17 protein-coding genes are annotated in these 24,377 nt (G+C 46.6%); 11 read left to right on the forward strand and 6 right to left on the reverse strand.

The annotated features are described in order from the left end of the window. Window positions 1–5 precede the first annotated feature (5 nt). The 5 genes from ONT08_RS07080 to ONT08_RS07100 all read right to left on the reverse strand — a co-directional run bounded on the left by ONT08_RS07080 (window position 6) and on the right by ONT08_RS07100 (window position 5,553). Complete coding sequence (locus ONT08_RS07080; RefSeq protein ID WP_264959600.1) at window positions 6–566, reverse strand: DUF5675 family protein; 561 nt, start codon at window positions 564–566, stop codon at window positions 6–8. Between the two features lie 14 nt (window positions 567–580). After that, a complete protein-coding gene (locus ONT08_RS07085; protein WP_264959601.1) occupies window positions 581–3,175 on the reverse strand; it encodes a hypothetical protein in 2,595 nt (864 codons plus the stop codon). Between the two features lie 281 nt (window positions 3,176–3,456). Then, complete coding sequence (locus tag ONT08_RS07090; RefSeq protein WP_264959602.1) at window positions 3,457–3,852, reverse strand: hypothetical protein; 396 nt, start codon at window positions 3,850–3,852, stop codon at window positions 3,457–3,459. Then, window positions 3,834–3,989, reverse strand: coding sequence for a hypothetical protein (locus ONT08_RS07095; RefSeq protein WP_022120246.1), 156 nt, complete (start codon window positions 3,987–3,989; stop codon window positions 3,834–3,836). The genes ONT08_RS07090 and ONT08_RS07095 overlap by 19 nt, the downstream gene beginning before the upstream one ends. Before the next feature lie 556 nt (window positions 3,990–4,545). Next, a complete protein-coding gene (locus ONT08_RS07100) occupies window positions 4,546–5,553 on the reverse strand; it encodes an IS110 family transposase (protein ID WP_119235899.1) in 1,008 nt (335 codons plus the stop codon). Between the two features lie 543 nt (window positions 5,554–6,096). On the opposite strand from ONT08_RS07100, the gene ONT08_RS07105 reads away from it, so the two are divergent. Together ONT08_RS07105 and ONT08_RS07110 are read left to right on the forward strand one after the other, a co-directional pair. After that, a complete protein-coding gene (locus tag ONT08_RS07105; RefSeq protein ID WP_228112419.1) occupies window positions 6,097–6,381 on the forward strand; it encodes a hypothetical protein in 285 nt (94 codons plus the stop codon). Continuing rightward, complete coding sequence (locus ONT08_RS07110) at window positions 6,378–6,842, forward strand: hypothetical protein (RefSeq protein ID WP_264959603.1); 465 nt, start codon at window positions 6,378–6,380, stop codon at window positions 6,840–6,842. The genes ONT08_RS07105 and ONT08_RS07110 overlap by 4 nt, the downstream gene beginning before the upstream one ends. 40 nt (window positions 6,843–6,882) lie before the next feature. Here the strand turns inward: ONT08_RS07110 and ONT08_RS07115 are convergent, their stop codons facing one another. Continuing rightward, window positions 6,883–10,938 (reverse strand): hybrid sensor histidine kinase/response regulator transcription factor, encoded by a 4,056-nt coding sequence (locus ONT08_RS07115; RefSeq protein WP_264959604.1) that lies wholly within the window; start codon window positions 10,936–10,938, stop codon window positions 6,883–6,885. A gap of 15 nt (window positions 10,939–10,953) precedes the next feature. On the opposite strand from ONT08_RS07115, the gene ONT08_RS07120 reads away from it, so the two are divergent. From ONT08_RS07120 to ONT08_RS07160, 9 genes are all read left to right on the forward strand, one after another. Next, on the forward strand, window positions 10,954–11,133 hold the full coding sequence (locus ONT08_RS07120; RefSeq protein ID WP_147330173.1) for a hypothetical protein: 180 nt from the start codon (window positions 10,954–10,956) through the stop codon (window positions 11,131–11,133). Between the two features lie 91 nt (window positions 11,134–11,224). Further along, on the forward strand, window positions 11,225–12,691 hold the full coding sequence (locus ONT08_RS07125; protein WP_228115395.1) for a hypothetical protein: 1,467 nt from the start codon (window positions 11,225–11,227) through the stop codon (window positions 12,689–12,691). 50 nt (window positions 12,692–12,741) lie between these two features. After that, a complete protein-coding gene (locus ONT08_RS07130; protein ID WP_264959605.1) occupies window positions 12,742–15,759 on the forward strand; it encodes a SusC/RagA family TonB-linked outer membrane protein in 3,018 nt (1,005 codons plus the stop codon). A 57-nt stretch (window positions 15,760–15,816) separates the two neighbouring features. Then, window positions 15,817–17,433: a RagB/SusD family nutrient uptake outer membrane protein gene (locus tag ONT08_RS07135; protein WP_264911562.1), complete on the forward strand. Its 1,617-nt coding sequence runs from the start codon at window positions 15,817–15,819 to the stop codon at window positions 17,431–17,433. 97 nt (window positions 17,434–17,530) lie between these two features. Beyond that, window positions 17,531–19,285 carry a glycoside hydrolase gene (locus ONT08_RS07140; RefSeq protein WP_118200802.1) on the forward strand — a complete coding sequence of 585 codons (1,755 nt, stop codon included), beginning with the start codon at window positions 17,531–17,533 and terminating at the stop codon, window positions 19,283–19,285. 68 nt (window positions 19,286–19,353) lie between these two features. Further along, window positions 19,354–20,913 carry a glycoside hydrolase gene (locus ONT08_RS07145; protein WP_181975380.1) on the forward strand — a complete coding sequence of 520 codons (1,560 nt, stop codon included), beginning with the start codon at window positions 19,354–19,356 and terminating at the stop codon, window positions 20,911–20,913. Window positions 20,914–21,031: 118 nt separating this feature from the next. Further along, window positions 21,032–23,398 carry a beta-galactosidase gene (locus ONT08_RS07150; RefSeq protein ID WP_153079729.1) on the forward strand — a complete coding sequence of 789 codons (2,367 nt, stop codon included), beginning with the start codon at window positions 21,032–21,034 and terminating at the stop codon, window positions 23,396–23,398. 210 nt (window positions 23,399–23,608) lie between these two features. Further along, window positions 23,609–23,893, forward strand: coding sequence for a hypothetical protein (locus ONT08_RS07155; protein WP_264959606.1), 285 nt, complete (start codon window positions 23,609–23,611; stop codon window positions 23,891–23,893). Further along, entirely contained in the window at window positions 23,890–24,354 is a 465-nt protein-coding gene (locus ONT08_RS07160) for a hypothetical protein (RefSeq protein WP_234699085.1), read from the forward strand. The genes ONT08_RS07155 and ONT08_RS07160 overlap by 4 nt, the downstream gene beginning before the upstream one ends. Window positions 24,355–24,377: the final 23 nt, after the last annotated feature.

Here is a 24,377-nt window from a genome sequence, read left to right on the forward strand (position 1 = left end):
AATCACTATAAAATCGTAATCCAAATGCTCTCATCCCTGTCTCTCGCAGCGGTAATGGCATTGATGAGGCGGTGGAGCCAGATGCGGGAGTTCACAACCATGCCTTTTACACGGTTCTCACCCACCAGGATGCAGCCCTGCGTATCATCGGGATAATTGCCGGCATGAATGCGGATGCCCTCAAAATTGGGGACACCCAACAGCAGCGGCAACCACATCTTAAAACTCGGCGACTTGCTGACCACCACCGGATAAGTGCCCTCAGGTATCGCCGTCTTGCCCTTCATCTTCTGCGCCTTCTTGCCCGATACACGCCCCAACCGCACATTCTCCTCGGCAGGACTCAGCTCCACACCCAGAAGATTGCGCCAGCACGGCTCCATCGTATCACAGAAATACGAGTCCGCATTCAGCTTCTCCTGGGGCACCTCGCACACCGTCTTCAGCCCCCTGCACTTGTTCACAGTCTCAATCGTGCGCTTCTTCACATCCTCATCCTTCAGGATGTAAAGGCGACCTATCGTGTAGGTCTTCTTCTTCGCTATACGTTTTAAAACTATCTGCATAAGTAAAAATAAATTTAAGATTCAATAACCATACCGTCGTGGCGATACTTAAGCTTCTCAAAATTGTCACAACTGTCACAACTGTCACGCTTGCCCGTATACTGATACGCCCGCCTGATATAATTCCGGTGCAGCCACTGCCTGATCATCATATCAGTACCCTTCGCATCCAGTCCATGCTCCAGCCGGATGGCAAGCAACTGCGCAGCCGTAAAGCTATCGGGCAGAATCTGTAAAAGATTCTGAGGCCCACGCTTCGAACTCCTCTCCGCCGTATAGTTCTCCTTCGCAATCATGTCGCCGAAGAACCGCATCTTGCAGTACAGGTCATACTGCTCGCTCCAGCGGATAAACTCGTCAATCTCCGGCTCCCACTTGCAACCGTTGGCTACATACAGCACGCATGCCTTCAGGTAAGCGATGACGTTGGCACGGAACGAGAGATTCTCAAACGTCCTGTCCTGCGACAGTCGGGCAAACTCAGCATTCTCATCCTTCAGTTTGAGGGCAAGCTGAAACGCCTCCTTACACTCAATCAGGCCCGTTACTTTGTTCAGATTTTCGATGTAAGGCCTGAGCGCCTCACGGTACGATTCATCATAAGTTCCATAAACAGGCATATCTTCGCCGATTTCCCTTTCGGGGATGGTACAGAAGTTGATACGGCTGATAGGACCATCGGTAAGAACCCTAGAGAAGTAACGCTGACCCTTCTGGATGGTGGTAGATGCATTCCAGTTGAACCGGATGGTAACACGCTCCGTAACACTCATCGTTCCTACGCGAGTTTGTCCATATTTGTTACCCGGGTCTGCGGCAAGACACATGATACGGAACTGCTGGCTTCCGCTACCCTTGAGCGCATCAAACTGGTCTAGCTCATTGAGCGAAGTATAGAGGAAATGTTCCTGCGCTTCGGCCGTTCTCATCACGAAAGCCGGGTTCGTCATATCCGCATCAATCTCCTGGATAATCAGGTTTTCTGGTCTCTTGCGCTTATCCTTGTTGGCACCCTTGCGCAGCATCTCATCCTTCCACGCCTTCTCGCGCTTCAGGTTTTCAGCATCCCTCAGCCTGATATCCTCCATAATGAAATCGATAGGCCTGTTTACGCTGCTCTTACCCGCTCCGGTACCCGCAAGCAGCAGCGTCATCAGTCTCGCCTCGTGCTCTACGTTGTCAATATACCGGAACCTCGTCTTCCAGAGATGCGTAGCCAGCGGCGGGAAGATAGCGTGCGCTACAGCCGGCTTATAAAGTTCCGGTGTCCTCGATATCAGCAGCTCCACCAGCTTCGGCAGTTTCTTCGGCATCTCCGGCGGGTCAGGATAATCCTCCCCAGTACTTTGAACTTTGAGATTCGAACCTTGAACAGCATAATTAGTCACAGCATTCGAATTATTCACTCTTCGTTCTTCACTCTTCACTTCATTCGCCTTCTGCTCCGCAAGCGCATTCACCCTCATCACTTCCCTCGACATCGGCTTCGTATTGTCAGCATATTTCGCATAGAAGTCATGAATCAGTTGATGGCAGTCGTTCTCCTGATAGTAGCTCGGCATTTTCACCCTCACCACCTTCATCAGTTCCTCTTCCTCCATCACCCTCGAAGCACCGGCGCTCATGATAGCCAGCAGCGAAGAGTGTCTCGACCCCACGGTATCAATCTCCATACCCCCGAGTCCGGCAGCCTGCGTAAAGAGGTCAAACGCAATCAGGTTCTTCTCCCTGGCTCCCAGTCCGCCAGCATCCTGATTGCCTCCAGAATCCCCGATATGAGGAGCATCAGCACCATGGCTATTATCAGGTTGGGCAGGCTGAACAGCAGAGCCAGCAGAAACAGCAGTATTGCCGTCGTTGCCCGATAGTCTATTATTTTCAACATTGTCATTACTATTGCTATTAACTTTAAACTGTAAACTATTAACTTTTGCATCTCCTCTTCCGTCCACGGTCAGTCCGCGGTCCAGATACGCCTGCCTTCGCATCAGAATCTCCTTCTCGTTCAGCACGGCGCACCACATCTTCGACCTGTAGATTTCCGAGTCCTTATCCGTAAGATAAATCATTCTCTCGGGTGTGATGCAGCTCTCGTCATACGGCACCCCCAGCGCCTCGCAATACGCCTTCTGCGTCTCCTCGATGGTCATTCCCACCGGCAGTCTGATACCGATGTGCAGCTTCTTCCGGGCACTGTAGCAGAGGTGCAGCAGCGAGCCGTTCCAGATGCTGTCAGAGCAGTTCAGCTCCCTTGCCTTCTCGATAGCCTTGTCTACATACTCCCTGTCATCCACGTCGATGATAGTCTGGAACATGAAGCTCTCGGGCTGGGCATTCTCCTGTCTGCGCACATTGTTCTTGAAAATGCCGTAGTGGGGACAGAAGAAAGGCAGTTCGCTCTTCAGCCTGTCCTGCGCCTTCTTCACCGCCTCTGCATCGTTGGCATTCACCTTCGGGATAGGCAGTTCGCCCCTAATCTGCTGAATCATCTTCCTGATTTCCGGCGATGCAATCACCTTGTCATACACCGCCATACTGTTGGAAAACACCTTCCCCTTATTGCCCTTGCGATAAGGGTTCAGTGCAATTACATGTTGTGTTTCTGTCATGTTATTTCGTTAATAAAAGATTGGTTTGTGGGGTAATCCCCTCTTCCGTTTTCACCACTCTCAGCCGTCTGTAAGGAGGAGGACTGAACACATACGCTTTCACTTCCATCATTTTAAATAATTTAGAAGATTGGAGGCTCCCACCATGGTTGATGTGCAGATACACAAAAGCCCCCGAAACTCAAACCGCATTGGTTCTGAATTCCGGGGGCAAAGGTAAGGCAATTTTCTCGCTTCTACCTAGTACGTACTATGTACGCGTACTAGTACTACCTGCCAGATTAACCTCTGATAGCAGGCATTACTTTTTCGAGGAAGGGAATCGTTTTCTTCTGTTCCATTCCTCGGTTGTAGGCGGCTCTCATCGAGTTCGGATTAGGACCCCAATAATTGCCGAATACGCTCCATATATTATCGATTTTCAACTCTGTACCTATCTGGTTGGCAAGGATGGCAGCTTCGGATGATGACAGTCCTGAGGGCATGAAATCTTCAGTTACCATGCCTATCTCCATCAGGTTGTTCTTTATCCTCTGAGCCTTTTCCGTTTTCAGCTCAGCCGGCATCACAGCATTTCTGCATGAGTTTTGCTCACAGGCATTGCTGCCATAATAATTCTCCACATGCTCGAAGTACGAGCTACCAGCGTTCATGATGATCATTCTTTGTCCAGACATTTCTCATCCTCCTTTCCCTGATAGTTGTTCATGTGTTCGATATACTGTCCACCATTCATCTGTATGGTATTGTTGATAACGATGGTGAAGTGCTTTATTACGAAGCGAATAAATTTCCTATAAAAAAAAAGTTTCATCTTCTTTTATTGTTTTTATGTTGATTGTTAACTGTTTCCGCCTCATTTTAGTAGAGGACGTGTGTTTGCGCTAACGTTTTTAGCGTAAGCCGCTGGAGACTGCCGAGCGCCTACTATCGTAAGGTGTGGGGGCGGGTAAGGTTGTGTTTACTTTCTGGTTGTTGATATGGCATTAAGTTGATACTTGGTCGCAGATACCTGGCATCTCGACCGATTGTTTGTAATTATAGCATACCACAGCTCGCTTAGGAGTTCTCCTAAGCTTCCGAAACACCTTTTCTTCATAAAGTCGAGGTGATTGCTGTTAATATGCTTCATTTTTTTCATAATTTCAAAATTTCGTGCAAAGGTAATAAAAAACATTCAAATAACCAAATAAAAATTGAGCGTTATGACGCTCACTTTAATTTAATGTTTATTGTAATACGTGTGATGTTTTTAACAGATTAAACGCCATTCCCCTCACGCATCCCTGCAATTCCTTTCACGCCCCCTGCAATTTCCCTCACGCCCTGTTTTACTCTAATTGAGCAAGCTTTGAGCGTATTTTTTAACGTTAATTATATTTAACGACCCTTGGGTCTTGCCTAATGAAGTTTGCGTCATAGTATTCACCTTTTTCCACGAGGGTGAATATGATCCTTAGCAACTTGTTTGCTATGGCATTTAGCACATAATGACGCGGCTTTTTATCTATTAAAGTACGTCTCTCGTAGTACAGTTTAATCTCCTTGTTGTGCAATCTGGCGCTTTCTGCGCAGATGTACAACAAGGTCTTTGACCGTCTATTACCAATCTTGGATATATGTGCTCCCTTGTCCATTTTCCCCGATGATTTTTCGTATGGCGCAGTTCCTGCATAAGCAGCATATTGGCGCGCTGTAGTTATTTTTGTGAAATTCTCTGTTTTTACCAATAGTTCTACTGCGGTAATCAGCCCAACTCCATCGACACTTTTAACAAGCTCATAGTTGTGGCGAATGCTCTCATGTCCATTTATGACTTTCAACATTTCTTTTTCCGTCTCTGCAATTTCCGTGTCCAACATCTCTTTGATGCGGTCCATGCTTCGCTTGACGGCAAGACTTCTGATAGGACGACAATCCTCGCTCTTGTCGGCTGTTATTAGCTGCTTACGCTGTTCTACGAGCATTTCTCGGTGGCGTGCCAATTGACGAAGCTCATATAGAGCCTCTTCTGGAAACGTCTTGTATTTCAGCTTATCAGGATATCTCTCTCCAAAATCTCTGAGCAGTGCACAATCCAGGACATCCGTCTTGGCACGGTCAGGTGTAGCTCTGTATCTATGGATGACATATCCACCCACAAAGGCAATCTTCACATTGCTATCCATGCAGCACTTCAAGAGAGTATCACCATAAACTCCGGTATGCTCAGCAACCAATACAGCATCGCTTGGAAGGGTTTCTAAAAACCTTCCGATACTCTTAAAATTGTTCTTTACAACCTTATGTGAAGGTTGGTTTGATACTTTTTTTGATGTCAAGTCGAAAAAACTTACGTCAAATTTCTCTTTTGCCAAATCTATTCCGTATATTTGCATATTGAATAAAGTTTTTAATAAGAAGGGTGCTCCGTTCTGAGCGGCTACAACTATACTACGAGTCCTGTCTTGTTCTACACAAGCAGGCTAATTTACTCTCAAGCTTCTGTTCAGAAAATATCCAGTTCCCCAAACAGGGCTAAGCCTTTACTATGCTAGAAAGGGCACAGGGTTAACGCTGGATATGGAGTATTCTTCTTTTTTTATTGTACTTATCTAATTTTCTGCAAAGTTAACAAAAGTTTGCAGATATAAAGATTTTTACCTCTTTATTTTTCCAAGTGCAAATATAATAGAAAGGGCAGAAGCTCCTAGCCCAGGGCATTCGCCCTGGGTATTCATGTCCCCACGCCTGGCGCCCTGTAGGGGCAAAAGCTTTGTATGGCGACCCGAATATGATACAATACAGCGTTAAATTAACATTTAATCGTCTGTAAATCAATAACTTATATTAAGAAATACTTATGAAAACTTAACTATAAAAAGTTGGTCAAGTCACTGATTTTTCAGTAACTTTGCAAATCACGACAAACGCAAAATTATATGAATACAGGACTTGACCAATATATGGATATCTTTAAAGATGCAGTTGAAGATTCGGCTGCAAAGTTAACAAAAAGTTTCGAGAAAATACTCATCGAGGTGATAATTTTGTTCATGGTAATACCAAGAAAGATAAATTTCACCCAAATGGGGAGGTATGGCTCGCATGTTGAGCAAACCTATCGCAACGCATTCGGCTTAAAAAAGTCGAAAAGCATTGACTGGCTCAAACTTAATGTCTCACTTGCCAAGCGCTTCTTTGGTAAACAGGGAAGATGGAGATGAAAGATATAGAAGGAACAGCTTATACTTTGATAGCCTATTCCAAGGCACTCAGGTGTAAAGTTAGACTTGTCATCTGGCAGATGCCGAATGGCAAGAAGAAACTATTCTTCTCTACAGACCCCTTACTTTCGGGTGAAGAGGTACTTCTTTATTATAGAACCAGGTTCCATATCGAATTTTGCTTTCGTGACGCCAAAGGCTATACTGGTCTTATGGACTGCCAGGCTCGCGATAAGTGGAAACTCGATTTTGCTTTCAATGCTTCATTCACATCACTAAATGTTGCCAAGGTAACTATGAAGGAGCTGGGAATGGAATATTCTATGTCTTCATTCAAGTCACTGATGACCAACATTTATCTGGTGAAACGAATTTTTAAAGCAAGCGGGTACACCCCGAACCGAACTTTAATTAGCAAGATTTTCAAAGATCTCTCGTGCTTACAGCGTATAGCTGCTTAGCACATTATTGAATTATTAACGAACTATTGCTATACCAATATTACATTTTCTGCAATTTCTTGAGATATTCAGAAGGAATCTCCCCATATTCAGCCTTGAAACACCGGCGGAAATAAGCCACGCTATTCATACCTACCATAAAGGAGATCTCACTGATGCTATACTTACCCTCCAGAAGCAAATGCTCGGCATACTGCATCTTATACTTGCGGATATATTCGTTGGTAGATATACCCGTGAGCGCCTTCATCTTGCGATAGAGCGTACTGGTACTTACCGCCAAGTTACTGGCAATCAAGTTAACATCCACATCACCACTGATATTCTCTTCTATCAGCTTATTCAACTTGTCAAAGAATTCCTGATCTACCTTATTGAGCGATTCCCTCAACTGCTCTTTCTTCTGTGCCAAATTGGTTTCCTTCGATTCCTGTATCAGCATCTTGTCACGCCGACGCTGCTGCAAGAGGTTAAGGATTCGGCTACGCAAGAGCGAATGCGTGAAAGGTTTGGTGATATACGAATCGGCACCCGAGTCATAGCCCTTCTCCTTGGCTTCGAAAGAATCCTTCGCCGTAAGAAGAATGATAGGAATATGACTCGTGCGTATATCTTTCTTCAAGGCCCTGCACATGGCATTGCCATCCATATTTGGCATCATGACATCTGAAATGATTACATCAGGCACCTTATTCAATGCCAAAGCCAATCCTTCCCGACCATCACCAGCCTTCAACACATCAAACTCGTCAATAAACGATTCTGCCACATAGTCGAGTATCTCCCTATTGTCCTCTACCACGAGGAGCAACGGCTTGCCATTCTCCACACTGAGCACAGCTTCCTCCAAATTGAGGACACCAGATGCAGTATCATTACCCTGCAATTTAGCAGAAGCATTCTCATCACCTCGCAAGGCATCGGGATAAATTTCATTCTCATCCAGAGTGACGATGAAACTGGTACCCTGCTCCAGATTGCTTTCTACCTTCACTTCACCATGATGCAGGGTCACCAACTTCTTGACCAGCGAGAGACCGATACCTGTGCCGGAAGCCTGATGGGGTCCATTCTCCTGATAATAGCGATCGAAAATATGCGGCAATGCCGTTGCAGAGATGCCATGGCCCGTATCACTCACCGTGATATCTACCAGATGACGTTCCCCGCTGCGACGACGCTCCACACTGATATCAATATTACCCTGATCGGTATATTTGATGGCATTCGATACCAGATTATCCAAGATAATGGCGATGACCTCCTTGTCGATATACATCATAATCGGATTCTCTGGAGCCACAAACTTGATGGCTACGTCAGGCTTCTGTGCCAATTCCTCGTACTTCAAAGAAACCTCATGCACGGCATCCACCACGTTTGCCTTCACTACACGAAGCTGACGGTTGTCGGTCTCCGTCTTTCTGAATTCCAATATCTGCGTAATCAGTTCGTTCAATCTCACCGCACTCTGATATATCACCGCCAGCTTATGCTTCACGGCCTTCGTAATATCCGACGAATGCGAGATGTCATCGAGCGGACCGAGAATCAGCGTAAGTGGCGTGCGAAGTTCGTGAGTGATATTAGTAAAGAAGCGCAGGCGTTCCTCGTTGAGTTTCTGTTCCTTCTCATGGTTCACCTTTTCTGCTTTCAACTCGAATTTCAAGCGGAGATGACGCTGATATATTCTCAAAGCCAGATACACTATCGCCAAAACGAATAAGGTATAGCACAACTTAGCCCACCATGAAAGCCAGAACGGAGGCCGAACGATGATGGTAAACTCGGCTATTTCAGAAGACCATGGCTGGTTATGAAAGCGAGCTCGTACCTGCAACTGATAGGTTCCTGATGGAATATCACGTAAAGTAATGGTTCCATTCTGTGCTGTAATCCAATCATTCTGCAAACCAGAAAGCATATAGCTATACTCCACATAGTTCTCCATGGCAAAGTTCTTCACGGTAAAATTTATCGCAAAGGAATTTTCATCATACGCCAACGAGATATGGTTGCGTATGGCAAGATTGATGACACTATCAGTTTGCTCTATACCACGAATCAGCCGCAACGAAGTAATTATCGGTTCAGGAGCCCGACTGACAGACAAGACTTGTCTTGGCTGGAAACAGCATAATCCCTGAGCCGAACCAAAATAGATAATACCCTGTTCGGAACGAGCCACACTACCATCGTTGAAATTAGCCTTAACGACATTATCTTTCTCATTAAAATTGATAAACCTACCAGCTTTTCCTGCCTTTAAGCAACTGATACCACGATTGGTGCTCATCCAGATGTTGTGCATCTCATCTTCTATAATGGCACGCACATGGATATTGCTCATTCCCTGTCTCTGGTCATAAATCACGTGTCTATCCTGATGCTTTACATCAAAGCAGATGGCTCCCTCGTTGGTAGCTGCCCAAATACGACCTTGGGAATCACGCATCAGTTGATTCACTGCGTTGGAAGGAATATATTCTTTTTCACCCTTAGTTGAATTAAACGACTTGATCCGCTTCATTTGAGGCGAAAACACCTCAATGCCAATGCCGAAATAGCCCACCCAGACTCTATGCTGTGCATCCATACAGATGGCACGTACCATATCATTGCCAAGATGATAATTATTTACCACCTTCATCCGCTTGATATCAACCACATAGATGCCATGAGCGGTACCTATCCACATCTGCTGCTTGTCATCTTCATAGAAACATCTGACATCTTCATGCGCATCTGGCAAAACCTTGCGGAAACCTCCACCCGCCATCTTTACGGTAGCACCCTGAAAGAAAGATCCAAACCACAAATTACCATTGCTATCTCGAGTTGCAGCTGCCACGATACTGCCACCTTCATGTTCATAGGTAGCCAATCGTTTTTTTTCTGGCGAGAAGACATTCAGTCCTTTACCATCAGTACCTACCCATAGCTGCCCATTCTTATCGAAAACCAATCCCATCACAGATTTCTCCGTAAGTCGTTCCAGCTGATCAGGAACACCAGCCCGAATGGTACTGAATGGTGCAACAGATTGAGTCAGGAAATTGATGCCGCTACCATAAAATCCTGCCCATACATTATTATATTTATCTAGCAATAGGCTTCGCACACTATTACCCGTAAGATTAAATTCTTCCAACCCCTCGCTGATGAAAGAACATGGAATTTGAGTACTTGCAGTAAATGATTTGTTGGCAACATCCAATACAGCTATACCCATCTGCTCGGTTGCTACAAGCATATTACCATTCGGCAATTCACAGAAATCAAAAATACGATGATTCTTGATGGTTTGATCCGCCACATGCAGAAATCGCTGGCTAAGTGGGTCGTAAATATCTATACCCATATTAGTACCGATCCATATCGTTCCTTTTTTGTCGCGATACAGACAAATTACCTCATTACCCGAAATAGAGTAGATGTCTTGGGCGTTGTGCTTAAAATTCCGGGCAGTTAAATGTTGGGTATCCATGATGGATAATCCACTCTTGACATGTCCCACCAAAAGATTGCCATTTCCCAAATCGAGCACACACCACAATTGGTTATCAGGCAAACCTTGCACTCTATCTTTATCAAAATGCACAAACCTGCCGGTTTCGGGATCAAACAGTTCTACACCTTTCCAATAGGTGGTAATCCAGAGTTTACCATTGGCAGAGGGTGTGATATGCGTAATATCATTCGTTGCGATGCTGGAAGGATTCTTGCCGTCATGCTTATAGCTATGCCATTCTTCTGTTTGATAGTTAAAGGAATTGAGACCATCATTCTTGGTTCCAATCCAGACAACAGGTTTCTTGGCATCATCAATCACACAGTTCAACTCACTACTGGATATGCCCTTTCTGTCTCTTTGCTTGTAATAGGTAAAGAAGCTATTACCATCAAACCGATTCAATCCTTCTTCGGTAGCAAACCAAAGAAAGCCATATTTATCTTGCGCTATGCTTACAACATAATTGCACGATAAGCCCTGCTCCAAGTCCAATGGTCTTACCTGATACTTCTGAGCCAAGGCAACAATATGCCCCATCAAACAGATGAAGACCACCCAAAGTGTCTTTTTTATTTCTATCATATTCATCGAAGGTATATGGTTTTTAATTTTCAATTTGCTGCAAAATTAACAAAAAAACGCCAAAAATCGGGCAAAAACAAGCAAAAAAACGAGAAAAACAGAGGCACAAATCCTTCACTGCACGATTTATGCCCCCTTTTGAATGATTTTTCTCCATTAATTCCTAATAATCGCCGTACATTTGCAACCGAATAAACAACACGCAAGTTGTTCAACTAACACAAAGTTACTCAACTAACGCATAATAAACAAAACAACAAATATAAATAACTAAAAAGAATGTCTTATGGCACATCAACCATTTAATCTAAAGAATGTCCTTTTATGGGCTGCAATTGCTTTGGGTGGATTCACATTCCAGGCATGCAGTAACGATGATGATTATCCTACAGTGGATGGTCAGAATCCAACGATTTCATTAACATCAGACCTGATTCATGCAGAACCAGGACGTACCTTCAACATCACAGGTAAGATTAGCGATGCCGACGGTATCAAGTCTATCCGACTCAAGAACGAGGGAATGCTCCTCGACAAGACCATCAACCTGCTCGACATCTACAAAGATTCCCTGCTCCATGAGTATAACCTCGACTATGCTTATACTCCTGCAGACGACTGGACCGACAACTCCAGCTTTCCTTTGGAAGTGACCGTTGAAGACGTGGTGGGAAAAGTATCAACAGCCAACATCACCATCAAGGGTGACGGCGACTTTACCTTCCCGGTATTCACAGTAGCACCATCTAATAAGGTGAACGTGATGAAGGAAGACCCAATATTCCTGCTCAATGTTGCCGTATCCGACAACAAGTCGTTGAAGAAGTTGGTCATTGATATTCCTGGCATCAACAAGCACGACGAGGTAACACTCTCTGGTACCGAGTACGAATACAGCGAGGAATATACATTCCCATCAGAAGATGCCGATTACGAGATGAGCATCAAGGTGTATGACAGTATGGACAACATGACCGAGCAGAAGAGCACCATCATCGTCAGCGACTTGGTTGACTTTGAGAAGATGTATCTTGCAGATGTCAACTCAGCAGCAGAACTGACAAGCGATGTTTATGGTGTACCAATGCTGGTTGATCACGTAGGCGAATTCCAGTATCGTGCCCGCTACTACAACCAGAAGCCAGGCACAGGCATACGCTTCATTCCACAGAAGACTGATTTCGTTCCTCTCTGCTTCGGTGTTGACGAGAAGACAGGTTTGCTCACCCGCAAGGCTAGCGATGCAAAGCCTATCATCTTGGAAAAGGTGGGTTACTACGAAATCAACTTCAACATCATCACAGGTGAATACAAGGTAGAGGAATATACTCCTACAACCAAGAAGATGACCCTCAACGGTTCTACCACGATTGACTTCAACGACGGTTCTGGCGCACAGCCTGCACAGATTTGTCTAGCAGGTAAGGGTTACTTGCCAGAGGGAGCCGGCGAATGGACAACCAATCAGAACGCAGGTGCATTCATCTTGAATCAGGACGAGAACAACCCATATCGCCTCTATCGCGAAATGAACCTCAAGGCAGGTGATGAAATTGAATTCACCATCAGCCAGACTCACTGGTGGGGTTGGTGGCCAGAGCCTTACTGGCGCTTCGATGGTTCGGATGAGAACGAGGCCAACAAGCTCAACGGCGGTGACAACATGAAAGCGGTAAGGGTTCCTGCTACAGGAAAGTACCTCTTCGAGTTCGACTACGCTCTCTTGCGTTCTCGCATCATCCCTATCAAATAGTATAACACGTGTGAAAGAACAGTCATCTAGAATATTAGAAACATTGTAATATGAACAAGAAATATATCATAGCAGCCATGGCAACCAGTTTCGCCCTCAATATGAACGCTCAGAGCGTGAAAGTGACGGGTAATGTCGTGGACAGCAACAACGAACCAGTTATTGGAGCATACATCAAGGTGAAAGGTAGCAACAGAGGTGCTGTTACCGACCTGGATGGTCATTATACCATCGATGCCGACAAGAACGCTACCCTTGTTATCTCATACGTAGGTATGGCAAACCAGGAAGAAAAGGTTGGCAACCGTTCACAGATCAACTTTGTGCTGAAGGACGATGCCAACGACTTGAACGAGGTGGTTGTCATCGGTTATGGTCAGGTAAAGAAGGGCGACCTCACCAGTTCTATCTCAGCCATCAAGGGCGACAAGCTGGAAAAGCTCTCTACCGGTAACGTGATGAACGCCCTTCAGGGTCAGGTGAACGGTGTACAGATCAGTGGCGCCGGTGGTCCTGGTGCTTCTCCTCGTGTCATCATCCGTGGTGTCACTACCGTGAATGGTTCTGATCCTCTCTACGTTGTAGATGGTATGCCTGTAGGTACCAACATCAACTTCCTCAACCAGAACGACATTGAGAGCATGCAGGTATTGAAGGATGCCTCTGCATCAGCTATCTATGGTACCCGTGCTTCGAATGGTGTGATTTTGATCACCACCAAAAAAGGCAAGAAGGGAGATGCCAAATTCAATGTCACAGCCACCGTAGGTCTCCAAACATTGAAGAAGCAGAATATGGCAGACTCTCAGGAATACAAGAAAGTGTTTGATGCTCGTTATACCAATGATGGCAACGTTTCTCCTTTCAAGGGAAGCGCTGATACCTATACAGACTGGTGGAAAGAATGTATCAACGATGTAGCCGTACAGCAGAACTACGACATCTCTTTCTCTGGCGGTAACGACAAGATGATCTACTCTGGAAGCATCGGGTACTACAAGCAGGATTCTCAGTACAAGGTAGGTCAGTGGCAGAAACTCTCTGCACGTTTCTCTACCGAATACAATTTCAATAAGATTGTCAAGGCTGGTGTTGACTTCACTCCTCGCTACGAGCAGTGGGATGACACCCCAGGACTGATGAGTGCCATCATGGCGATGGATCCAACTACTCCAGTGATGCGACCAAAAAGCGAATGGACCAGCAATCCATACAGCAACTATGACCGTTCGCACAACAACCAGGAATGGAACCCAGTGGCTTCTATGGCACGTATGGACTCTGGTGCTAGCGAATATGGATTGCTCGCAACTCCATACGTAAGTCTCACTCCAATCAAGGGATTGACCATCAAATCAGCATTCGGCTTGAACGCCCGCTTCCGCAGAACCGATTCGTTCAACGTTAACTTCTTCATCGACAACCTGGAGCAGAACCAGAACAACAATGCTACCAGAAAGATGGAGAACTGGGTGGACTGGAACTGGACCAACACAGTGAACTACATGACAACCCTCAACAAGAAACACAACATCAACTTGATGGGCGGTTACACTATGGAGCGCTTCCAGGACTACTGGGCTAATGCTTACTCAGAGAACATTCCAAATAATGATGAGTCTCTGCGCTACCCTAGTTCAGGAACCAAGAACCCGGCAGCTACGGGTACCGACAGCTTCACTTCGCTGGTATCTTACCTGGGACGTGTAATGTACAACTACGCAGAGAAGTACTACCTCACAGCATCTATCCGTGTGGATGGTTCTTCCAAGTTCTCCAAGGACAACAAATGGGCTACCTTCCCATCTGTATCTGGAGCTTATCGCCTTACCGGCGAGGAGTTCATGAAGAACCAGAAGGTGTTTGATGACATCAAGATCCGTGCTGGTTGGGGTAAGGTTGGTAACCAGAACATCGACAACTCGGCATATCTCAGCTCTATCGGTACAACAACCTATGTATTCGGTGGAACTCCAAACCGCATCATCGGTTCTACTGTGAGCGGTATCGGAAACACTAACCTGAAGTGGGAAACCGTGGAGGACTGGAACGTGGGGCTTGACCTTGCTCTTCTCCAGAGCCGCCTGAAGATTACAGCGGATTACTTCGAGAAGACATCTCACGATATGCTGATGAAGAAAGACAACCTCCTCATCCTCGGTTACCCAATGTGGAACGGACAGATGTGGGAGAACGTAGGTAAAATGAAGGCATCTGGTTGGGAACTTGGTATCAATTGGAACGACCAAATCCAGGACTTCACCTACGGCGTAGGTCTAAATCTTTCTCAGGTGAAGAACAAGGCAGTGAAACTGAATGGTGACTACATCTGGACAGGTGGATTCAGTGGCGACTACATCGTTCGCAATGCCGAGGGCGAATCTCTCAGCCAGTTCTGGGGTTACAAGACAGCAGGTATCTTCCAGAACGAGACAGAAGTGAAGTCATACACCAACGAGCATGGCGAGTCATTGCAGCCAAATGCCAAGCCAGGTGACCTCCGCTTCGTGGATTTGAATAATGATGGCGTTATCGACAGCAACGATAAGACTCATATCGGTAATCCATTCCCAGACCTCATGATAGGTTTGAACCTGAATGCGGCATACAAGGGCTTCGACCTCGTAGCCAACTTCTACGGAACCTTCGGCAACGACATCTTCAACAAGAACATCGGTCGCTATGCAGGAACCGACGGTCAGAATGTATATGCCGGCACTTACGACAAGACCTGGAGAACCGACAACACAGGTGCAGAATTCCCTCGCCTCTCTGTCAACGATTCCAACATGAACTACAAGCGAGTAAGCGACTTCTTCGTAGAGGATGGTTCTTACTTCCGCTGCAAGTTGCTCCAGATTGGTTACACCTTGCCTAAGCAGTGGTTCAACAACAAGCTGAACTTGCGTTTGTCATTCTCAGCTCAGAACCTCTTTACCATCACCAACTACTCTGGTGCAGATCCAGAAGCAGCATCAATGGGTAAAAGTGTAACAGAGGCAGGTATCGACTACACAGGTTATCCTAACCCACGTACCTTCCTCTTCGGTTTGAACATGAGCTTCTAATCGCAGGGAATATACATTATTATAATATATGTAATCATTAAAATAAGAAACAAGATTATGAAAAGATATATCATAGGTTTGACCTTGGCTTCTGCCTTGACTATGGGCTTGACATCTTGCTCCGACTTCCTTGAGGAGCCTATCCGCGGTCAGCAGGATATGGAGAACTACTTCACCACCGAGGAAGAATGTGAAAAGCAGATTACCGGTTGCTACAACTTCATCGCATGTGATGACTGGTGGCAGATTTACAAATTCTACAACCTCTGCAACATTACCACCGATGATTGCTGGATGGGTAACACCACACAGGACCCGGGTGAATATAGAGTAGCAGCCATGTTTACCGGCAACACCATCGAGTTGGGTAATACCGTACAGAACTTCTGGCAGTATCGCTACAAGGGTATCACCCAGTGCAACATCGCCATAGAAAAGATTGCACAACTGAAATTCAACGACGAGAAGTATCAGAAGCGACTGATTGCCGAGGCTAAGTTCCTCCGCGGTTTCTACTACTTCGAACTGGTGAAGAACTTTGGCGGTGTACCATTGGTAATGTCACTCAAGATGCCTTCTGAGGTTCAGGGTATCACCCGAGCTACCAGCGCAGAAACCTACGCTCAGATTGAGCAGGACTTCAAGGATGCCCTCGCCGATCTTCCAAAGAAGGCAGAGTTATCTGCCAACGACATCGGTCGTGCTACCAGCGGTGCTGCCAAGGGTATGTTGGCAAAGGCATATCTCTACCAGGGTAAGTATGCTGAAGCTGAGCCTATCCTGCAGGAACTCACCTGCCGTGGCTCTCATGCCAGCGGAACACCGGAATATGAACTGATGGATGACTTTAGCCAGGTTTGGAACATCGACTATAACAATGGCAAGGAGAGTCTCTTCGAGATTCAGACCAGTGATGATACCCAGTATTCTCTGGGTGAGCGCTACTCTGTCTTGGTTGGTTCACGTGACGACGCTGGTTGGGCATGGGGTCTTCCTACCAGCAACCTGGAAAAGGCTTTCAAGGATGCAGGAGACGAGATTCGACTTCGCTATACCATCCTTCACGATGGACAGACAGAAGTTCCTGGTGACCCAACATGGAATGAGGACAACCCATACGTGATTTCAGCCAGCAAGCATAAGTCTGGCCGTTGCAACATGAAGCTCTTCATCCCAGTGAACAGGCGCCCTAGTCCATACGATGCACCTCACAATCCATTGAACATCCGCTTGCTCCGCTATGCAGAGGTATTGCTGATGTATGCAGAGACAGAGAATGCTCTCAATCACGACAGTGAGGCACAGTGGGCACTCAACAAGGTACGCCAGCGTGTTCAACTTCCAGAAGTTACCGCCACAGGTACAGCCCTTCGTGATGCTATCCGCACCGAGCGCCGTCTGGAGCTGGCACTTGAGGGGACCCGCCTCGACGACCTGCGCCGCTGGAAGATGGATGATGGAAAGACAATGATGGAACACGTATTCGGTCCTAACGGTACTTTCGTGAAGTACAACATGGAGGAATCTACCGACCCATACGAGACCACCAACCAGCAGGAGAACAGCAACGAGGGTATCAACTTCCAGGCACCTCGCGACCTTCTCTTCGCCATCCCTAACTCAGAAATTACCATGAGTAACGGAACCATCAAGCAGAACGAAGGTTACAACTAAAATATCAAAGGGGCAGGACAAATCTCTTGTCCTGCCCCTTTTCTTTCATAAAAATATTGTTATCCATACACTTTAATTATATATAAAGCCTCAGCAAATGAAAAAAACATCCATCTTCAGCCTCACAGCTGCCTTGATGATGACTGCCAACTTATATGCGCAATCATCATATAAGGTCACCGTAAACCCCAACATCTGCTATCAGACCATAGCAGACTTCGGATCAAGCGACTGTTGGACAGCCGATTTTGTGGGCAAATATTTCAGTGATGCAGAAAAAGAGAAATCGGCGAAATGGCTCTTCAGCCAGGAAATGGATGCCGATGGTAACCCAGAAGGCATCGGTCTCTCAATGTGGCGCGTAAACCTGGGTGCCGGTTCAGCAGAACAAGGCAGCCAAAGCGGCATCGAAGACATCACCCGACGTGGCTACTGCTATCTAGATGCCAATGGCAACTACGACTGGACCAAGTCGGCAGGTCAACAATACTTCATGCAGCAAGCCAAGAAATATGGAGTAGATCATTTTCTGCTCTTCTCCAATTCAGCCCCAGTACAGTTTACCAAAAACGGCAAGGCATGCGCCAACAAGGGTGTGAGCGGAAGCAATCTCGCAGACAATCACTATGCCGACTTTGCCAAATTCCTCACGACAACAACCAAACACTTCACCGACAAAGGCTACAACATAACCCTCATTGATCCGGTAAACGAGCCACAATACGATTGGACTGAAGGTCAGGAAGGTTCACCATGGACCAACGAGTGCATCGCCAAGCTCGCCCGAGAGTTGGACAAAAGCATTACCGACCAGGGACTCTCTGCCCAGATACTCCTGCCGGAAGCCTGCCAATGGAAGGCACTCTATCAAGACGGAACCGAGAAGAGAGCCAACAACCAGATAGAGGCTTTCTTCAATACCAGCAACAGCAGCACCTACATCGGCGACTTGAAAAACCTGAAAAGAGCCATCGCTGGTCATAGCTACTGGACCTTCGGCACGAATGCCGACCTGAAGGACATCCGTCAGAACGTATGGAACAAGGCTCAGGAATACAATCTCGATGTATATCAAACCGAATGGAGCATGCTCGATAAGGAGCCATCCACTTCAGCAGGTTTCCCTTCCAGTTACGATGCAGCCAGCTATATGGACATCTCGCTCTATATGGGTAAGCTTATCCACTGCGATCTCACCTACGGCAATATGGCATCATGGAGCTACTGGACCTCTTTCGCACAAGAGAAATGGGGACAGAAGAACCGCTTCTATCTCTTGCGAATGAATACCCAGGGCGATAACAACAACGAGAGCTATGGTGATATCCAGAACGGCGGTACCATCACCGACAACAGTAACCTCTGGGTACTCGGCAACTACAGCCGTTTCATCCGCCCTGGTTACAAGCGTATCGACCATATCACCAATAAGGAAGAAAATCTCAATAAGCTTCTGGGATCTGCCTATCTTTCTCCAGATGGCAAACGAATCGTTTTAGTATATGTAAACATGATGGCATCACAAAACAGTGTACGCATCAACATTGAGGGACAGAAGGCAGCCAAGGATATCAACGTTTACCGCACATCTGCGAAAGAAAACCTGAAGCACATCAAGAGCAGTTTCAGTCTGGATAAGCTGATTGCCATCCCAACCAAGAGCGTTGTAACCATCGTGATTGATTTCGAAGATGCCATCAATACTGGCATTAGCCATATCAAGGCAGATAAGGCCGGTAGCAATGACATCTACAGCATCGAGGGCAAATTGGTTCGCAAACATGCAGATTCTACAGAAGGACTCGCCAAGGGTATCTATATCCAAAACGGAAAGAAATTCGTGATAAAATAACAGCAAGGGCATCCATCTGCTTTTGAACAACTCATCAAACATAAAATTCTATTATGGCACATAATTATATGAAATACGGTGCTTTATCTGCATTGCTCATCGCCAGCATCAACATGCAGGCAGCACAGGAAGGAACAACCCGTTATACCATCCTTACCCAAAGCCCGGAGCAGCACATCCAGCACTTCGGTGCCAGCGATGCATGGAGTATGCAGTTTCTCGGTCTATGGTCAGAGAAACAGCAGGAGCAGATTGCCGACTGGCTCTTCTCTACCGAGAATGATGCCTTAGGCAAACCTAAAGGCATCGGCTTGTCTATCTGGCGATTCAATCTGGGAGCCGGAAGCGAGGAACAGGGAGAGGCTTCGCAGATTCAGCCGGGCACAAGAACCCAATGCTTTCTCAATGCTGACGGCACCTACGACTGGAGCAAACAGGCTGGACAGCGCAAGTTTCTCAAGCTCGCCAAGCAGAGAGGTGTGCCTTATTTCCTCGCCTTCTGCAACTCAGCACCCGTGTTCTATACCAAGAACGGACTCGCAACCAACACAGGGCGCGGCGGCACCATCAATCTGAAGGATGATTGCTACGGCAAATTCGGAAAGTTCATCGCCACATCTCTCAAAGGCATCGAAGAGCACGATGGCATCCACTTCAACTACATCAGCCCTATCAACGAGCCGGATGGACATTGGAACTGGACAGGACCGAAGCAGGAAGGAACCCCAGCCACCAACCGCGAGTTTGCCAAGGTGGCAAAGGAGGTAAGCAAAGCATTGGTAAAAAACAAGCTCAACACCGAGATTCTCATCAATGAGTCGAGCGACTATCGCTGCATGCTTGGCACCCACATGGCCGACTGGCAGCGAGGCTACGAAATCAACTCCTTCTTCACCAAGGACAGTACGCAGACCTATCTGGGCAAGACCAAGCAACTCCTCCCTCTCATCGGTGCTCATAGCTACTGGACCAATACCCCTATCCCATACATGAGAGAAATCAGAATGAAGATTAGGGAAGCATGTAAGCAGAAGAACATCAAGTTCTGGCAAACAGAACTCTGCATCATGGGCAACGACGAGGAGATTGGCGGCGGAACTCCTTACGACTTCTCGATGAAGACAGCCCTCTATGTGGCTCGTGTCATCCATCATGACCTGGTATATGCCAATGCCGAGAGCTGGAGCTGGTGGCGTTCTGCAGGCGGTGACTACCGCGATGGACTCATCCGCATATACAGCAAGGATGGATGGAAGAGCGGCTGGGCAGTAGATTCCAAGTTGATGTGGGTACTCGGCAACTATTCCCGCTTTATCCGTCCAGGTGCCCAGCGCTTCGATATCGCTACAACTTCTGCCGACGGAAAGCAGATAGAGGAAGGCTACAACGACCCTTACGGAGTAATGTGTTCTGCCTATCAGAATGCCAACGGCAAATGGGTGATTGTGGCAATCAACTATTCTGAGGATGTGAAGCCTGTCAACTTCCAACTCGATAATCATGAGCAGAAAAACTGGCAGATGTATCGTACCAGTGACATCTCTTCCGAGAGTTTAGCGCCTATTGGAAGTTGCGATGGAACCACGCAGTTGGCTCCACGAAGCATTACGACTTTTATGCAAAAATGATTGAAATAGTCCCTTTTTAACGAAAAATCCCCTTTATTGAACGATTTTTATCCTTCATAAAGGAGATTTTCCGTTATCTTTGCAAATGTTTTATCAAGAATACTAAAAAATAAGTATAATGACAGTAACAACTTCAATCAAGACATTAGCCTTTGCCTCACTATTGGCACTGGCACCGGCTCAGATGATGGCGGCACAAAAAGGTGGCACCTTCACTACCGGCGACAAGACATTCCTTCTCAATGGCAAACCTTTCGTGGTTAAAGCTGCCGAGTTACACTATCCTCGTATTCCTCGTGCCTACTGGGAGCATCGCATCAAGATGTGCAAGGCTCTTGGCATGAATACCGTCTGCCTCTATGTGTTCTGGAATATCCATGAGCAGGAGGAAGGCAAATTCGACTTCACTGGCAATAACGATGTGGCTGCTTTCTGCCGCCTCGCCCAGAAGAACGGCATGTATGTCATCGTTCGCCCGGGTCCATACGTTTGTGCAGAATGGGAAATGGGTGGTCTGCCTTGGTGGCTCCTCAAGAAGAAGGATATCCGTCTGCGTGAGCAGGATCCTTACTTCATGCAGCGAGTAGAAATCTTCGAGAAGGAAGTGGGCAAGCAGCTGGCTCCACTCACCATCCAGAATGGTGGTCCTATCATCATGGTTCAGGTGGAGAACGAATATGGTTCTTACGGCAAGGACAAGCCATACGTAAGTGCCATCCGCGACATCGTCCGCAAGAGCGGATTTGATAAGGTAAGCCTCTTCCAATGCGACTGGTCATCCAACTTCCTGAACAATGGTCTCGATGACCTGACTTGGACCATGAACTTCGGTACGGGTGCCAACATCGACCAGCAGTTTAAGCGTCTCGGCGAGGTTCGTCCGAATGCTCCCAAGATGTGTTCAGAGTTCTGGAGCGGCTGGTTCGACAAGTGGGGAGCCCGCCACGAAACCCGCCCTGCCAAGGATATGGTAGAAGGAATGGACGAGATGCTGAGCAAAGGCATCAGCTTCTCTCTCTATATGACCCACGGCGGAACCAGCTTCGGCCATTGGGCAGGTGCCAACTCTCCTGGTTTCCAGCCAGACGTAACCAGCTATGATTACGATGCCCCTATCAACGAATGGGGATTGGCTACTCCTAAGTTCTACGAACTCCAGAAGATGATGGCGAAATACAACGACGGCAAGAAGTTGCCAGCCGTACCTAAGGCTCCGATGCAGATCATCAAGGTACCAGAGTTCAAGTTTACCGAATACAAGCCATTGAGCTATGGTATCGGAAAGGAGAAAGAAAGCAACGCTCCTCAGTGCTTCGAGGATATGGATATGGGATGGGGAACCATGGTTTACGAGACCCAGGTTCCAGCCATCGAAAGTACATCAACCCTTACCGGCGAGTTCCACGATTTTGCCCAGGTATATGTGAACGGAAAGTATGTAGGCAAGATTGACCGTGTAAAGAATGAGAAATCACTCGAATTGCCAGCCATGCCACAGGGTGCACAGCTCACCATCGTAGTAGAAGGTATGGGAAGAATCAACTTCGGTCGTGCTATCAAGGACTACAAGGGTATCATCGGCAACGTAACCATCACTACACAGAAAGAGGATTGCGAACTTGCCCTCACCCCTACCCGTTGGAACAACAGCAGCATCGCTGATGATTACCAGACTGCAGTCAAGGCACTCACCATGCCAACCAACAAGATGCGCGGTCTCCAGACCAAGGCGGGTTACTATCGCGGCTACTTCAACCTGAAGAAGGTGGGCGACACCTTTATTAATATGGAGGCATTCGGCAAGGGTCAGGTTTACGTCAACGGACATGCCCTCGGTCGCTTCTGGCAGATTGGTCCTCAGCAGACCTTATATCTTCCAGGCTGCTGGTTGAAGAAGGGCAAGAACGAGGTGATTGTTCTCGACGTTGTAGGTCCTAAGGGTGAAGCAGGAAAGTCAGGTTCTACCGTGGCTCCTACCGCTTTCTGCCAGGATCATCCGGAGCTCGACAAGCTGAATCTCGAAAAGAGCAACAAGCATAACGAGCCAGGTCATCGCATGGATCTCAATTCAGAGACTCCTGTATTGAAGGGCGAGTTCAAGGCTGGCAACGGCTGGCAGACCATCAAGCTCGACAAGCCTGTAACCGGTCGCTACTTCGCCATCCAGGCAGAAAGCAGCCAGAGCGGTGACAGCCAGATTGCCATCGCCGAGGTTTATCTGCAGGATGCACAGGGCAACCGCATCGACCGCAACAACTGGGTAGCCTTCTATGCCGACAGCGAGAAGGGCAACTCAACACTCGACAAGATGTTTGACTTGCAGGAGAGCACTTACTGGCAGACCGAGAAGGGTGCCAACTTCCCACATCTCGGCATCGTGGATATGGGCAAGGAAGTTACCATCTCTGCCTTCGAGTACTTGCCACGTGCCGAGCAGGGTGCTCCAGGCAGCGTGAAGGCATTCAAGCTCTATGTAAAGAAATAAATGAAAAGAGGGAGACGGAAAGTCTTCCTCTTTTTTCATTTTGTTTTTTTATACATTATTATTCTACAATACTGCGTTAAATTAACATTTAATCGTCTGTAAATCAATAACTTATATTAAGAAATGCTTATGAAAACTTAACTGTAAAAAAAAGTTGGTCAAGTCGCTGATTTTCAGTAACTTTGCAAATCACGACAAACGCAAAATTATATGAATACAGGACTTGACCAATATATGGATATCTTTAAAGATGCAGTTGAAGATTCGGCTGCAAAGTTAACAAAAAGTTTCGAGAAAATACTCATCGAGGTGATAATTTTGTTCATGGTAATACCAAGAAAGATAAATTTCACCCAAATGGGGAGGTATGGCTTGCATGTTGAGCAAACCTATCGCAACGCATTCGGCTTAAAAAAGTCGAAAAGCATTGACTGGCTCAATCTTAATGCCTCACTTGCCAAGCGCTTCTTTGGTAAACAGGGAAGATGGAGATGAAAGATATAGAAGGAACAGCTTATACTTTGATAGCCTATTCCAAGGCACTCAGGTGTAAAGTTAGACTTGTCATCTGGCAGATGCCGAATGGCAAGAAGAAACTATTCTTCTCTACAGACCCCTCACTTTCGGGTGAAGAGGTACTTCTTTATTATAGAACCAGGTTCCAGATCGAATTTTGCTTTCGTGACGCCAAAGGCTATACTGGTCTTATGGACTGCCAGGCTCGCAATAAGTGGAAACTCGATTTTGCTTTCAATGCTTCGTTCACATCACTAAATGTTGCCAAGGTAACTATGAAGGAGCTGGGAATGGAATATTCTATGTCTTCATTCAAGTCACTGATGACCAACATTTATCTGGTGAAACGAATTTTTAAAGCAAGCGGGTACACCCCGAACCGAACTTTAATTAGCAAGATTTTCAAAGATCTCTCGTGCTTACAGCGTATAGCTGCTTAGCACATTATTGAATTATTAACGAA

This window comes from Segatella copri, assembly GCF_026015465.1.
Lineage (GTDB): Bacteria > Bacteroidota > Bacteroidia > Bacteroidales > Bacteroidaceae > Prevotella > Prevotella copri_E.